The following is a 15,456-nucleotide window of genomic DNA, read 5'->3' on the forward strand; positions in this document are numbered from 1 at the left end:
GTACCTGATCGCATAAAGCCGATGGAATCCTGTTATTTTGAGGTCTTGACCCCCCAAGAGATTGGCAATTGGACTGCTGAAATCCTTGCTGATGCACAAAGCTCTCCTATATCTCCGGAGGAGCTGCTGCAACTAAGTCACAAACTTAAAGAATTTAGCTGCCGATGGGAACAGGCATTTTCTCGATTTGGAGACTACAGCTCTGGGGAGTTAACTTACCGAGATTTAATTCTGGATTTTAAGGAACAAATCGCCTCTAAAGCGAATAAGTGGCTCCCCCAATCGGGGAAGGGCAAAAAGGCCATCGAAGTGATCAGTTCGATGTTGTCAACCTCGAACCCTCCTGTCACTAAAAGGATTACCAAAGGCTCGTTGGCATTGGCGAGGAAAAAGCTTAAAGCTCAGTCCAAGCTTCATGGGGAGGCTCGCTATCAAGTTGTAGACAATCTAGAACTTCAGAAAGGTTTTCAGCAGCTGGTAAGTATGCCGAAACATGCCCAGATTCTGGAGTTCTTCCGTTCGTCCTCAACCCTAGCTGAAGTAGGCCATAGCCTGCCTCCAGAATTGGAAATAACAGAAGGGGAGCTAGTAACTATAACGCAGCAGTTGCTGGAGCTCAAAGTACTTGAGGAGAATTTCCCATCTCCGGAATTTGAGAAGCCCCTTTTTATTGTCTGTGCTCCAAGGGCAGGCAGTACTCTGTTGTTTGAAACCTTATGCCAGTTTCCCGAGTTGTGGACAATTGCCTCCGAAAGCCACGAGACTATTGAAGGGATACCAGAACTTCATCCTTCAACCCGAAATTTTAGTTCTAATCGACTAATTGAGGCGGATGCCCTTCCTGACATTTGTTCAACTCTACGAGAGCGCTTTGCTAGGCAGTTGCTCGATCGCGACAGACGAGCTTACCTTGAACTTCCAGTTAACCAGCGCCCTAGAATGGTGCGATTTCTGGAGAAAACTCCTAAGAATGCCCTACGCATTCCTTTCCTCAAAGCCGTATTTCCCGGAGCGCTCTTTATCTATCTCTATCGAGATCCCCAAGACAATATCAGTAGCATCATGGAAGGCTGGCGATCGCGACGCTTTGTTGCCTATAAAAATCTTCCTGGCTGGCCTTTTAGGGAGTGGTCTTTCCTTTTAACCCCAGGATGGCTATCCCTACAAAACTGTAGCCTAGCAGAAATTGCCGCTTATCAGTGGAATATAGCTAATACCTATATTTGGGAAGACCTCCAAGCTTTACCTGCCTCTTCTTGGTGTCTAGTGCGCTATTGGGATTTAGTTCGAGAGCCAGCCAAAACTATAAAAGCAATTAGCGAATTTGCTGGATTGACTTGGGATAGCAAGATCGAGCACGTGGTTTCTCAATCCCTGCCCATTTCTCGCTTAACCTTGTCTGCACCATCTCCCGATAAATGGCGTAAAAATGAAAGGGAAATTGCCAAAGTATTACCTGTATCATTTGATTTGGGATATGAAGATAAGGATAAACTCTCTAGGTAACAGTAGGAAATAAAAAACATAAGACAACAGCGATGATATTATCATACAGTAAATGTTGGTAGGGTGCGTTAGGGACGGGCGAGCCCTTATTTCCTCGGTAGCAAGTGTTAGGACAATCCGTCCCGTAACGCACCACCCAAACGGCAAAAATGAGATGCACCCGAAACAACAAACAGAATAAAACAGCGATGATATTATCATACAGTCACAAGTTTATTTTTTTTCATATCAGTAAAGTAGCTGGTTTAAGTATTAGAGAAGCCCTCAAAGACTATGTTCGTGAACCAGAAAAATTTAAGATAGCTCGTCCTCCTAAGAATTTAGGTGACAAACCCAACCCCTTTTACGAAATGTGGCAGTCTGCTCTTTTACACGCAAAAGCAAGGGATGCTAAAAAAGAACTAGATGAGGAAGTATTTAACAGCTTCTATAAGTTTGGTTTTGTTAGAAATCCCTGGGACTGGCAAGTATCCTATTATCACTTTATCCTCAAAGAAACAACCCATATCAGACATGAAATGGTTAAGTCAATGGGAAGTTTCGAGGAATATCTAGAGTGGGTAATCAAAACCAAAAATCCCTTCGCCAAGGGAACAACCAAGTTGCAAAAGGATGTTATAACTGACGCTGATGGCAAGCTAATAGTTGATTTTGTTGGTAGGTATGAAACCTTACCTCAAGACTTCGACTATATCTGTAAAGTTCTCAGCATTGATGCCTCTCTGCCTCACTTAAACAAAACCATTCATAGAGACTATCGGTCATATTACAATGAAAAAACCAAAAAACTAGTAGGAGAATACTGCCAGGAAGATATTGAGTTGTTTGGCTACACCTTTGATGGCTACTATTCTGAAAGTCAACAAGGAGATACTCTACAAAAAACAATCTCTAAAAAAATATATTTGTAAATAATTAAACGCGCACTTTTATTTTATTAGTGTTGTGTATATTTTCAATACTTTATAAGTAGCGATCGCTTAAAAATATATATAGTTAAACCTATAGTAAATATCTATATAGTCATGTCACAAAAAGTTAATGATTCAAGCCAGACAGCAAAAAAAACTTCAGGCTTCTGGAAATCTATTAGAACTAACATCAAGTCAAAAAATAAAGCTTTTTCAATTAAACCAAATGGGCGCAATGGCAACTTACCCCTTTCCTTTGGCCAAGAACGACTGTGGTTAATCGAGCAGTTGCAGCCAGGAAATCCCGTCCATAACCTACGGGCAGCTTTTCGTCTCCAGGGAGCGCTTGATCTAGCTATTCTAGAGAAAAGTATAGGGGAAATTGTCCGACGACACGAAATCCTACGCACTACATTTCCTACGGTTAATGGACAGCCAATCCAGGTTATTTCCCCAGAGATAGCTATAGAGTTGCCACTAATAGACCTGGAAGGACTGCCAACACAACAACAGGAACAAGAAGTCCACCGACTGTCTAAGGAAGTAGCCCAGCAACCCTTCGACTTAGCAGAAGGACCATTAATACGGCTTAAATTGCTGCGTCTTGCTGAGAAGGAACATGTACTCCTGCGTACAATCCACCATATTATCAACGATATCTGGTCTGATACTGTATTTATACGGGAGTTAGCCAAACTCTACGAAGCCTTCTGCGCAGGAAACCCCTCACCACTTCCGGAACTGCCCATCCAGTATGTAGACTTTGCCCAATGCCAACGGCAATGGCTACAAGGGGAGGTGATGCAGTCTCAGCTTGACTACTGGAAGCAACAGCTACAGGGCAAGATTACCCTCCTCAATTTACCTACTGACTACTCGCCTCCAACTGTACCCAACTATCGTGGGGCAGCTCAATTTCTGGTACTATCCAAAGACCTAACCGAAGCGCTCAAAGCCCTTCAATATAACGAAGGAGTTTCTCTGTTTGTCATTTTGCTAGCGGCGTTTAAGACTTTGCTCTACCAATATTCAGGGCAAGAAGATCTTATCCTGTGTTCGCCGGTGGCTGGTCGCCAACAAATGGAAACCAAAAAGCTAATCGGCTACTTCAGTAATCTAGTTCTTCTACGTACCGACCTAGGGAAAAACCCCAGTTTTCGAGAATTGGTGAGTCGAGTAAGTAAAGTGACCCTAGGGGCAACCGAACACCAGCATTTGCCTTTTCAGCAGCTAGTAGAGTCGGTGGGAGTACCTAGTACAATCCTTTCTAGAACCATGTTTGCCCTACAAAATGTTCCTAGTAAGCCCCAAGAAATGGCAGGGATTAGGGTAAGTCTTGTGGAGATGGAAGAGGGGATAGCTAACTTCGATCTGTCCCTATCCATGAAGGAGAAAGGCGAACAACTAATAGGAATACTGCGCTACAAAACGGATTTGTTTAAAGAGTCTACAATTAAGCAGATGCGGGACAACTTCCAGACCCTCCTAGAAGAGTTGGTTGCCAATCGGGACCTACATCTAGCTAGTTTACCTCTGTATAACAAACCCGATCGCCAAGCTGCACCCAAACTAAACCCCAGGGAATCAGCTTCTTTTGTGCCCCCCCAGACACCACTTCAAGAGTTGCTGGCCAACATCTACGCATCGGTCTTGGAAATCAAACAGGTAGGCATCCACGACGACTTCTTCGAGCTAGGGGGACATTCCCTGCGAGCTGCTCAATTAATTTCCAGGTTGCGAGAAACCTTCTTGGTAGAAATCCCCTTACGCACTATCCTTGAAGCTCCTACAGTAGCCAAACTAGAAAAACAACTCAACAGGATTCGTCAAATTTACAAGCAATTACCCACATCCCCAGCAATCGCGACCGTATCTCACCAGCAAGAGTTACCCTTAAGTTTTGCCCAAGAGAGATTGTTGTTCCTCCACCAACTACAACAAGGAGATCTGTCCACTACTGAAATTTTCTCGCCCTTAGTCCCAATTCAGGAAACGGGTTCTTTGCCACCATTTTTCTGTATTCATCCAGTGGGAGGCCATGTTTTAGCTTATGCAGCTTTAGCTCGCCACCTAGGTGTGGAACAACCTTTCTATGGTCTGCAAGCTGTAGGACTAAATGGAGAACAGGAGCTTTTAACTCGTATTGAGGACATGGCGACCACTTATATTAAAGCAATACAGACAGTTCAACCCCAAGGACCATATCAAATTTGCGGTTGGTCTTTCGGTGGTCTCGTCGCTTTTGAGGTTGCCCAACAGTTACGATCTTTGGGACATGAAATAGCACTGTTGGCATTGATAGACAGCTTTAATCCTAGCATTCTCAACGAGCCCAAACCAGATGAAGCGATGCTGGTAGAGTTAACTGCCAAAATTATAAGTCGTCCTTTTAACAAAGAACTGCCAGTGTCAGCGGACGAAATACGGCAACTGGGGTTGGACGAAGCATTAAACTATATCCTTAAGGAGGCAAAAAGACTTCAGATATTGCCACCAGAAATCGGGCTAGAGCAGATGCGCCAGCTATTTGCAGTTTTACAAGCCAATTTCCAAGCCAAACATATTTATGTACCACAACCTTACTCAGGTCAGATTACCCTCTTCTGTGCTGAGGAAAGATCGGAACAATTAGCCCAAAAACAAATCGAAGGTTGGAGTTATCTAGCTACAGGTGGCATCAAGATCTACAAAATTCCTGGCGACCATTTCTCGATGATCCACAGTGAAGCCTTAGCTAAGAAGCTAAGTTTCGCTGCAATAAATTCCGAGCCAAATATTCCTAAAACCGATTGATTGAAGACAATTTAAATAAGTAAGTATTCAGAAAGTAAGTAGTCATAGCAGGACGTAAAATCGACAGTGTAACTTTAGTTTTCAAGGGGAGGACAATGCCCAACAAGAGAGAGGGATAATCTCCAGCTAAGTATCAGTAAAAATCTCCTGATACTTTACACACAAGAATATCTGCAACAACAAATTAACCTAGACAGTGAGGCAACTATGGAAAAAATTGATATCGAAAAAATTGACCACCGCGACAAAATTGAACGTAAACTAGCTTCTATTGTCCAGGATGTACTGGAGATTTCTCAAGTGGGAATTGATGATAACTTTTTCGAGCTGGCGGGTGATTCTCTCGAGGTGATAATGTTGTTTAACAGGATCGAAGATGAACTGAACCAGTTTTTACCTTCAGTTGTCATTGTTGAAGAAGCGCAAACTATTGCAAACTTGACGGATTATCTTATCCAAAAATATCCAGATTTAGGAAATAAATTAGAAGAAAATGTTGACAAAAATTTTGAAGAGGAAGAAGGAGAAATTTGAACATGAAAAAAATCAAAACAATAGAAGAAAATTTAGTTTACTTTGACAGTATAAATATCAAACTATGGGTAGAAGGCGAGCAGCTAAAGTTTAGAGCTCCCAAAGGAATGCTTACTCCAGAGCTACGCAGCCAAATCAAAGAGCAAAAAGCAGAAATAATTGCTTTTTTGCAAAGAAATAGAGAGTGGCGGACTCCTCATCGGAATAATCGCACTATTAAGCCAATAGACCGCGACAGTGAGATTCCTCTCTCCTTTGCCCAACAGAGATTGTGGTTCCTCAACCAATTATTTAAAGGTGATTCGTCGGCCTACAATGTGCTGTCCGTCTTGCGGCTAACTGGCCAACTCGACATAGATGTCCTATCTGAAGCCCTCACAGAAATCATCAATCGTCACGAAGTGCTGCGGACTCGGTTTGAGTCCGTCGGTGCCATGCCAGTCCAAGTGATCGAGCCTGAGTGTCAACTGAGATTGCCGGTGATCGACTTACGGGAATTATCACAACCACAGCAATCCCAGCAAGTGGAACAGTTGACCGAAGCTCAAGCCAAGCAACCGTTTGATTTAGAACAAACGCCTTTAGTACGGGCAAGGCTTTTGCAACTGTCCGAGCAGAAGCATATTCTGCTGTTTCAAGTGCATCATATCGCCTTTGATGGCTGGTCGATAAGAATTGTACTCAACGAACTGTCGGTGATCTATACAGCTTTAAGTTCCGCTCAACCGTCACCTTTAGCCGAATTACCGATTCAATATGCCGATTATGCCGCCTGGCAGAGGCAGTGGTTGCAAGGGGAAGTGTTAGAAACCCACCTTAACTACTGGAAACAGCAGTTATCAGGAGAGCTACCGGTTTTAGAACTGCCCCTAGATTATCCCCGTCCCCGGGTCCAAAGTTACACCGGTGGGAAAAAATTCCTGAAACTCTCTGAAAAACTGACTTCATCCCTCAAACAATTGAGTAGTCAGGAAGGGGTGACCTTTTACATGACCTTGCTGGCCGCCTTCAAGGTCTTACTGTCGCGATATTCAGGACAGTCAGATATTATTGTGGGCACTCCCATTGCCAACCGCCGCCACTCCCAAGTAGAAGGTCTAATTGGCTTGTTTGTCAATACTTTAGTGTTACGGACAGAGTTGGGGGGTAATCCCAGTTTTCGGGAATTATTAGGACGAGTGCGGCAAGTCACTTTGGGAGCTTATGGTCACCAAGAGATGCCCTTTGAGAAGCTCGTCGAAGAGTTACAGCCTCAGCGAGATCTCAGCCGTAATCCCATATTTCAGGTTTGGTTCAATATGGTGAATGAGCCCAGGAATCCTTTGGAACTCCCAGGTCTAACCGTAGAAAACCGCTTGTTCGAAGACTCTGAGTCCAAGTTTGACTTAACAGTTTATGTTCGGGAAAGCCATCAGGGGATCCAACTGACAGAGGGGATCCAACTGACATTAGTGTACAACACTGAGCTATTTAGCTCCCTGAGAATGGAGCAACTCCTAGAGCACTATCAGTATTTATTAGAGCAGATTGTCACTAATCCCCAACAAAAGCTCTCTAGTTTATCCCTGTTAAGAGAACAACAGAAACATTACCCTGACCATTACGAGCAGATTGCTCCGAGCCCAGGCTTTAGGGAATTCACCCAACCAGAAATTGAACAATCAATCCCACACAGATTTTCCGAACAGGTCAGGCAATATCCCCAGAATATTGCCATCAAAACCAAGAAATACCAATGGACTTATTCACAACTAGAACGGGTGGCTAATCAAGTCGCCGAGATCGTACTCAACCAATGTGGTAATCACGAACAACGCATTGCACTGTTATTGGAACATGATGCCCCAGCCATTGCCGCCATTTTAGGAGTACTCAAAGCTGGCAAAACCTATGTGGCTGTTGACCCAAGCTATCCGAAAGAAAGACTCGGTTATATCTTGGCCGATTCTAGGGCGACAGCGGTGGTGACCAACAACCAGAACCTGTCTTTGGCAGTGGAATTAAGCCAACAGGAAATCACCGTGATCAATATAGATGAGATTGATCACAAAGATGTAGGTGGTTCTGAGGAACACAGTCCACCAGAAATTGCCCCAGACCAACTAGCATACATTCTCTACACATCGGGTTCTACCGGAGTTCCCAAAGGGGTGATCCAAAATCATCGCAATGTGCTGCATTACATCAGGAATTACACCAATAATCTCAAAATAGCTAATGGCGATAAGTTAACTCTGTTCTCATCCCTGTGCTTTGATGCGGCGATTGTGGACATGTTTGGGGCTTTGTTAAATGGTGCTACCCTCTACCCCTTTGACCTCAAGTCGGAAGGTCTTGCCCCTGTGCCGGAATATCTCACCCAGGAGGGGATTACCATTTATCACTCCACCCCCACTGTCTACCGACACTTGATGAGCCATCTCAGCCCAGAGGAAAAATTGCCTCAGATTCGTGTAATTGTCTTGGGAGGAGAGGAGGTCAAACCCCAAGATGTGGCGCAATACCAAAAGCACTTTGGTATTGATTGTACCTTGGTCAATGGTCTCGGCTCCACAGAAGCGACCTTTACCTTACAAAATTTTATCAATGGACAAACAGAGGTAGTGAATACGGTTCCGGTGGGTTATCCCCTCTGTGAAACCGAAATTCTCTTACTTGACCACAACGGCCAGCTCACGGATTTCTATGGAGAAATCGGGATTAGGAGTGCCCACATCGCCCTGGGTTATTGGGGCAAGCCTCAGCTGACCGAGAAGGCATTTTGTGCTGACCCAGTTGGGGGCAACCAACGCATTTACCGCACGGGAGATTTAGGTCGTTTGCGACCGGATGGCAGCCTAGAATTTGTCGGGCGCAAAGATTTCCAGGTCAAGCTCAGGGGTTACCGGATTGAACTGGGGGAAATAGAAGCAGCACTGGCACAACACTCTCAAGTCAAAGAAGCAGTAGTGATTGCCCGAGAAGATACTCCTGGGGATAAACGGCTGGTGGCCTATGTAGTCCCCACCGAATCTCAACCGGTGATTAGTCAATTGCGCTCCTTGATCCAAACCCAACTCCCCGACTACATGATTCCTGCAGCTTTTGTGGTCTTGGAGTCCCTACCGTTAACACCCAGCGGTAAGGTGAACCGACGGGCATTACCAGCACCAAATGTTTCTACTCAAGAAGCAGGAGGAATAGAACCTCGCACGATCGCAGAACTGCAACTGGTACAAATTTGGTCGGAAGTTCTCAATATCCCGACCGTGGGAGTCCAAGACAACTTCTTTGACTTAGGCGGTCATTCCCTGTTAGCCTTGCGCTTAATGGCTCGTATCGAACAGCAGTTGGGAACTCATCTACCCTTGGCAACCCTCTTCGCCAAACCCACTATCAAAGACCAAGCAAGTTTACTGAGTGGTGCTACTAATACTCAACTTTTATCACCTTTAGTCCTAATTCAGCCAGCAGGTTCTTTGCCACCATTTTTCTGCATCCATCCCAGGGGAGGTAATGTTCTGTGTTATGCAGCTTTAGCTCGCCGGTTAGGTGTGGAACAACCTTTCTATGGTCTGCAAGCTGTAGGGCTTAATGGAGAACAGGAGCCCTTGACTCGCATTGAGGACATGGCTACTACTTATATTAAAGCAATACAGACCGTTCAATCCCAAGGGCCATACCAACTCGGTGGTTGGTCTTTCGGTGGTATCGTTGCTTTTGAGATTGCCCAACAGCTACGCTCTTCAGGACATGAAATAACACTGTTAGCATTAATAGACAGCATTAATCCTACCATTCTCAACAAGCCCAAACCAGATCGAGCAATGCTGTTAACTGCCTTTGCCGGGAGTCTAAGTCGTCGTTTTGATGAAAAACAGTTTAACAAGAAACTGGCAGTTTCAGTGGATAAATTACGGCAACTGGAGTTGGACGAGCAATTAAACTATATCCTTAAAGAGGCAAACAAAGCTCAAATCTTGCCACCAGAAATTGGACTAGAGCAGATACGCGACCTATTTGCAGTTGCACAAGCAAATATCGAAGCCAAGTATAGCTATGTACCCCAACCTTACTCAGGTCAGAGTACCCTTTTTTACACCGATAGAAAATCGGCACAATTAACCCAAAAACAAATCCAAAATTGGAGTTCTCTGACTACAGGTGGCATCAAGATACACAAAATTACTGGCGACCATTTCTCCATTATCCGGAGTGAAGCCTTAGCCCAAGAGTTACGTCCCTATCTCGGATTTTGAGGAACCCCATTCAAAAAGTCCTCTGAAAACCAGGGGACTCACTCCTACATGTTTCACTACTAAAAAACTCAGCCAAATATTCCACAGGACTAAAGTTAAAGCTGTGGCTATAGCTGCACCCACTGCACCAAACCGAGGAATCGCGATCGCATTTAACACGATATTTAAAACAGCAGCACAACCAAAAACCTTTACAGATTTTTTTTGATGACCCGTCATCACCATCAAGTAGCCGACAGAACCGCACCCAGCGCTTACCAAATTGCCCAAAACCAAAATTTTAAGTTGCCAACTTGCTGCCATAAAATCCGAGCCAAATATTCCTAAAACGGGTTGACTGAAGACCATTAGAAATAAGGACATAGCCACAGAAGGCCAGAAAATCCACATAGCAACTGTGGAAACCACCTTTTGCAGACCCTCCAGATCGCCTTTAGCGTACAGGGTCGTGAAACTGGGAGCGGCTACCATATTAATAATTGTCAGCACAAAAGAGACCCATTTAGCCGTTTTCACTGCCGCAGCGTACATCCCTGCTTGCTCAGGACCCAATATCGAACCGACCATGATTTTGTCAGTTTGACTGATAATCATGAAAAAACTAAATTGTAATAACAAAATGAAACTTACACCCAACCACTCTCGAATGGCATATACTGGTTGGCTGGCTTCAAATTCTTTCTTTAATTTAGGTAATAAAAATCCCAACTGCAACAAAATTGTCACTAGGAAGGCAATCTCAGCGATTTCTAGAGCTGAAATTCCTGTTAGGGAGTGACTTTTCTCGAAGACCACAAATCCACCACACAGTAGCAACACAGGCCGAATAATTTTTGATGGTGCGTATGCTAAAGTAATATCCTTGGCAGCTCTAGCTGTTGCCAATTGTAAATTTATCAAGGATTGTAGTGGCACTAGACCAATACCAATTAATAAAGGAGTGGCATAAGTAAAGTGGTGGTAATAATTCAGTAGTAAAATTACACCTGCAGCTAGGAAGCTAACCAATATACTATTCAATATACTAATTAGCCAGCTACTGCGCAAAATCCCCCACAATAGTCCCCATTCTTGTTTAACTCGGTACTCCGAGACAAAGCGCAAAACTGTACGGGGTAAACCGAATCCTGCGGGAATTGCTAAGAGTATAGACCAGGAAATGACATATTGATAAATGCCATAGTCAGTTTTGCCCATCCATCGGGCTAGGCATACCTGCACCAAATAAGTGACAGCAACACCTGCAAATTGTATGACCAGAGCTATTCCAGCTTCTTTAGCCAGAACGCCTAAATTCAGATTTTCCTCGGTAGGAGAGGGGACAGTTTGAGTCATTTATTTTTAGTAAATAAAGGTATAAATTTTGGATATTCCGTACTTGTTATGCTAAATTAACACTTTGACGAAGGGAGCAGGGAGCAGGGAGCAGGGAGCAGTGAAAAAAGACCATATTCAGAAAATTATGTTAGTTAAATAGCCTTATAACCTTTGTAAAGTAAGCTTTCTGAGTTTTTCAACTTTAAATTTAGCATAGCAGGTACTGAAGAACCGAAATGTTGAATCTAGTAGACTAGGATTTTGTCCCTGACGGCCTGACAAAAGTGGTTAAAAAAATGTGCATTTCAACTCTATATTCTATATTATTTCAATCAAATATACAAGATATATTCCAGTAACATTTTGCCTTCCTAAAACCCATTGAAATCCGTTTTAGTTTATATGCTTAAAAATATCCTCATAAGCGCTCTAGCCATTGCACGATTTCCTCAGGTAAGGGAATTTTAGTTCTAGTCATCGCATCAATACAAACGTGCTTCGTAATTGCCTTGGCCAGTAACTGTTGCGATGACGAAGCAATAACCTGATAAGCAATCTCAAACTTACTTTCACTCAACTGCTCAGGCATCACATGAATTAGCAGTGGATCCCCACAAAACATAGGAGCTAAAAAATCTACACTGGCATGAACAATCGGAATTGCCACAGCTGCCTTAGTGAAAAAGGACTTGAGATTAATGCCCGATGCATCTAGAGAGGCTTCATAGGCTTCATGGCAGATAGATAAAACATTAGCAAAATAGACTACACCAGCCGCATCCATATCTGAAAAGCGAACAGTGCGATTATAAGTAAAAGAGATCATACCATTTCAGTTATCAGCTATCAGCTATCAGCTATCAGCTATCAGCTAATGCGCACGCTACGCGAACAGCTAATTCGCTACGCGCACGCTACGCGAACAGCTATCAGCTGAATGCTTACAAAGTTTCTGCCCATAGCGTAACCTCCTTGAGGTGCTATTGAATAAAATAAGCTGACGGCTGACGGCTGTTCGCGTAGCGTGAGCTAAAAGCTCACGGCTGAATGCTTACACAACTAACAATTAACAATTAACATGAATGGGATTAAAAAAAACTACCAAGCAGCAGTATATCTCAACACTGACCTCCAGGGGTCAGGATTCCCAATTCTCTGCCTTCACGGTCATCCCGGCTCAAGTCAGTGCGTTTCGGTTTTTACCCAACATCTATCCCAGAGGTTCTGGACTATCAGCCCTGATTTGCGAGGATATGGTAGAAGTCCAGCTGATCGGGATTTTCAGATGACCGACCACTTGATTGACTTGGAATCCCTGCTCGACTACTACCACATTGACCGCTGTTTGATACTAGGTTGGTCTTTAGGGGGAATTTTAGCCATGGAGCTTGCTCTGACGCTACCTCAGAGAGTCACAGGTTTAATTTTAATCGCCACAGCCGCTCGACCCTGGGGTAATCATCCCCCCATTAGTTGGCAGGATAATCTCTATACCGGGATCGCTTCTGCCTTAAATTGGTTACAACCAGGATGGCAGTGGAATATTGACACATTTGGTAAGCGATCGCTTTTTCGGTACCTGATCCAACAACACACTACCAGCGCCTACCAGTATATTGCCAACCACGCCATATCAGCCTATTTACAGACCTCCCAAGCCGCTACACAAGCACTCAACACTGCCATTAGGGCTGGGTATAACCGTTTGCCAGACTTAAACCAGATTGAATGTCCCTCCCTGGTCTTAGCAGGAGCTGCTGATCGCCATATTACCGCAGCATCAAGTCGAGAAACCGCTAAACATCTTAAAGATAGCCAATGGCAATGCTATGACAATACTGCTCACTTGTTTCCTTGGGAAATTCCCGATCAGGTGTTAAAAGATATCGACAGCTGGATTAGCAATAATCCGCAAGTTATGAGGTGATGTAGAATGTAGAATTTATAATTTAGAATGCAGAATTAATAATTTATAATTTAAAATGTAGAATTAATAATTTATAATTTAAAATGTAGAATTTAGAATTAATTCAAAGCTGATAGCTGTTGGCGTAGCCTGCCCGTAGCGCATATTATGACAATTATTAATTCTTAATTGAAAGCTGAAAGCTGATAGCTGATAGCTGATAGCTTACAATTCTCAATTCTCAATTCTCAATTCTCAATTCTACATTCTCAATTCTACATTCTCAATTCTACATTCTCAATTCTCAATTCTCAATTCTCAATTCTACATTCTCAATTCTCAATTCTCAATTCTCAATTCTACATTCTCAATTCTCAATTCTCAATTCTCAATTCTCAATTCTACATTCTCAATTCTACATTCTCAATTCTACATTCTACATTCTACATTCTACATTCTACATTCTAAATATGGTTAAGCATGATGACGACAATTGAAGTACGTCCTGTTAAAACTAAACAAGAGTTAGAGGATATGTACCACCAGCGGTGGCTTGTGCTCAGAGAGCCTATGGGCATGGAAAAAGGAACAGAACAAGACAAGTACGATAGTAGTGCTTTTCATCTCGTTGCTGTCTGTAATAATCAGGTAATTGGTTCAGCAAGATTAAGAGAATTGTCTCCCGGATTGGGCAGTATTGCCTACGTTGCACTATTACCTGAATTTCGTCACCAAGGAATCGGCACCAAACTGATGGAAACATTAATTGAAAAAGCCAAAGCAAACAATTTCAATGCTTTAAGACTACTGAGTAGAATTAATGCCCTAGGTTTCTATAGTCGCCTTGGTTTTATAGCCGACGGTGACCAATTTGATTATGTTGGCATCAGCCACCAATTCATGTATCTTAATATATCTAGTCAAGGGAATAGGGAACAGGGAGTAGGGAGTAGGGAGTAGGGAGTAGGGAGTAGGGAGCGGTGCGACCCCGCGCTTTTTCAAAGCTAAGCGTGAACGCGCACCGTAGGGAATATGCCATCAAAAATTATCACAATTCCTACACGGACTCTATACCAATGACTAAGTAAATTACTAACACCAGTAACTCTATATTTAAGGTGCGTTGATAACGCACCCTACTAGTTGAGCTGACGGCTGACCGCTGACGGCTGACTGCTGACTGCTGACGGCTGACTGCTAAATGCTTACCTCTTAGCTTGCCATCTGCGGTTGATAAACTGGAAGAATTTCCAGCAATTCCGAGTAAAGGCAGAGATTCTTAATAGTATATTTAACAAATAGTGACTCTTTCTGAGCACCACAAGATCCTTTCAGCTGCAATGTCTTACTTTCATCTTTAACTAATTCAGCACGACAATGGTAAATCAAGCCATTAGGTTTTTCAAAGCTGATCTCAGCTTGAATAGAATCCTGATTCACATCTTCCTTAATAATTGAACCACCAACTTTGTGCTTAAACCAATCCCATCCGTAGCGGAGGATAAGTTCCCTTTCCAATACCTGAATTTTAGTCGGTAGAATTCCCCAACCTCGATAAACCCGATTGAAGCATTCAATATCACCACTACGGATTAAAATTGATTTAAATGAATCTTGATCTAAGACACCATAGTATCTTCCATCTGGCAAGTCAATGGCAGTGGGAGCAAACCGATGACCACCAAAGTGGCTGGCTTTCCAGAGTCTGACATTGCTTAAAGATAACTCAGCAACAGTAGCTAAGGCTTTGCAGTAAAAAGGATTACCATACCTGGCGCAACACACATCATGGCTACCATGGGTACAAACTAAAATGTCTCTAGTATCACTGTCTTGTGTGACACAGTTTGGCGTTTCTCCAGCTAAGAATTGTCTGACAATCCCAGCTACCTCACCAAGATTAGTCACATCAAACTCTAGCTTGCTGTACCCTTTTAACCTGGCTTCACCGTTGTGACTATAAATCAAAAGCTTAGTCTGATCTGCTTTTAGAGTTTTATTATTAGCAATCAGTAGGAATCTTACTGGCAGCTTACGCTGCTTTACCTCATCCACCAATTTCCTAAGATTGTCTGGAATATACTTAGAATCCATGGCATTAGACAGCCACGGTTGGCGGCATTATACTAAAACATACACTTGGTAATTAGTACCACTACCGATAATGTCTTCGGCTAACTGCTGTGAATGGTCAGAACAAAAAAAAGTGTTCATCGTTTTATCTCCTTAATTGTCATTTTATAAAAAAATA

Annotated in this window: 9 protein-coding genes and 1 pseudogene; 7 read left to right on the plus strand and 3 right to left on the minus strand. The window is 43.2% G+C overall.

Annotation, left to right across the window (positions count from 1 at the left end; translation table 11 throughout):
* The first annotated feature begins 21 nt into the window (after positions 1–21).
* The 5 genes from F6K38_RS11210 (at position 22) to F6K38_RS11230 (ending at position 9,982) form a co-directional block, all read left to right on the plus strand.
* Positions 22–1,506 (plus strand): sulfotransferase family protein, encoded by a 1,485-nt coding sequence (locus tag F6K38_RS11210; RefSeq protein WP_287356612.1) that lies wholly within the window; start codon positions 22–24, stop codon positions 1,504–1,506.
* Between the two features lie 188 nt (positions 1,507–1,694).
* Complete coding sequence (locus F6K38_RS11215) at positions 1,695–2,417, plus strand: sulfotransferase family 2 domain-containing protein (RefSeq protein ID WP_287356614.1); 723 nt, start codon at positions 1,695–1,697, stop codon at positions 2,415–2,417.
* Positions 2,418–2,531: 114 nt separating this feature from the next.
* A complete protein-coding gene (locus F6K38_RS11220) occupies positions 2,532–5,210 on the plus strand; it encodes a condensation domain-containing protein (protein WP_287356615.1) in 2,679 nt (892 codons plus the stop codon).
* 207 nt (positions 5,211–5,417) lie between these two features.
* Positions 5,418–5,744 carry a phosphopantetheine-binding protein gene (locus tag F6K38_RS11225; RefSeq protein ID WP_287356617.1) on the plus strand — a complete coding sequence of 109 codons (327 nt, stop codon included), beginning with the start codon at positions 5,418–5,420 and terminating at the stop codon, positions 5,742–5,744.
* A gap of 2 nt (positions 5,745–5,746) precedes the next feature.
* Positions 5,747–9,982, plus strand: coding sequence for a non-ribosomal peptide synthetase (locus tag F6K38_RS11230; RefSeq protein WP_287356618.1), 4,236 nt, complete (start codon positions 5,747–5,749; stop codon positions 9,980–9,982).
* Here F6K38_RS11230 and F6K38_RS11235 read toward each other — a convergent pair.
* Both F6K38_RS11235 and F6K38_RS11240 read right to left on the minus strand, forming a co-directional pair.
* Positions 9,959–11,317 carry a flippase gene (locus tag F6K38_RS11235; protein WP_287356620.1) on the minus strand — a complete coding sequence of 453 codons (1,359 nt, stop codon included), beginning with the start codon at positions 11,315–11,317 and terminating at the stop codon, positions 9,959–9,961. The genes F6K38_RS11230 and F6K38_RS11235 overlap by 24 nt on opposite strands.
* Before the next feature lie 400 nt (positions 11,318–11,717).
* Complete coding sequence (locus tag F6K38_RS11240) at positions 11,718–12,122, minus strand: thioesterase family protein (protein ID WP_287356623.1); 405 nt, start codon at positions 12,120–12,122, stop codon at positions 11,718–11,720.
* Between the two features lie 255 nt (positions 12,123–12,377).
* On the opposite strand from F6K38_RS11240, the gene F6K38_RS11245 reads away from it, so the two are divergent.
* The gene (locus F6K38_RS11245) at positions 12,378–13,226 is read left to right on the plus strand and encodes an alpha/beta fold hydrolase (protein ID WP_287356621.1); all 849 of its coding nucleotides are present in this window, start codon (positions 12,378–12,380) and stop codon (positions 13,224–13,226) included.
* Positions 13,227–13,685: 459 nt separating this feature from the next.
* Positions 13,686–14,165 (plus strand): GNAT family N-acetyltransferase, encoded by a 480-nt coding sequence (locus tag F6K38_RS11250; RefSeq protein WP_229414619.1) that lies wholly within the window; start codon positions 13,686–13,688, stop codon positions 14,163–14,165.
* Positions 14,166–14,417: 252 nt separating this feature from the next.
* Here F6K38_RS11250 and F6K38_RS11255 read toward each other — a convergent pair.
* A pseudogene (locus F6K38_RS11255) lies at positions 14,418–15,419 on the minus strand (ferredoxin family protein).
* Positions 15,420–15,456: the final 37 nt, after the last annotated feature.

It is taken from the genome of Moorena sp. SIO3B2, assembly GCF_010692525.1.
Lineage (GTDB): Bacteria > Cyanobacteriota > Cyanobacteriia > Cyanobacteriales > Coleofasciculaceae > Moorena > Moorena producens.

Bases quoted from the DNA above. Each gene is read 5' to 3' on its own strand.
- F6K38_RS11245 (WP_287356621.1), top strand. From the start codon at position 12,378: ATGAATGGGATTAAAAAAAACTACCAAGCAGCAGTATATCTCAACACT.
- F6K38_RS11210 (WP_287356612.1), top strand. From the start codon at position 22: ATGGAATCCTGTTATTTTGAGGTCTTGACCCCCCAAGAGATTGGCAAT.
- F6K38_RS11230 (WP_287356618.1), top strand. From the start codon at position 5,747: ATGAAAAAAATCAAAACAATAGAAGAAAATTTAGTTTACTTTGACAGT.
- F6K38_RS11250 (WP_229414619.1), top strand. From the start codon at position 13,686: ATGATGACGACAATTGAAGTACGTCCTGTTAAAACTAAACAAGAGTTA.
- F6K38_RS11215 (WP_287356614.1), top strand. From the start codon at position 1,695: ATGATATTATCATACAGTCACAAGTTTATTTTTTTTCATATCAGTAAA.
- F6K38_RS11220 (WP_287356615.1), top strand. From the start codon at position 2,532: ATGTCACAAAAAGTTAATGATTCAAGCCAGACAGCAAAAAAAACTTCA.
- F6K38_RS11225 (WP_287356617.1), top strand. From the start codon at position 5,418: ATGGAAAAAATTGATATCGAAAAAATTGACCACCGCGACAAAATTGAA.
- F6K38_RS11235 (WP_287356620.1), bottom strand. From the start codon at position 11,317: ATGACTCAAACTGTCCCCTCTCCTACCGAGGAAAATCTGAATTTAGGC.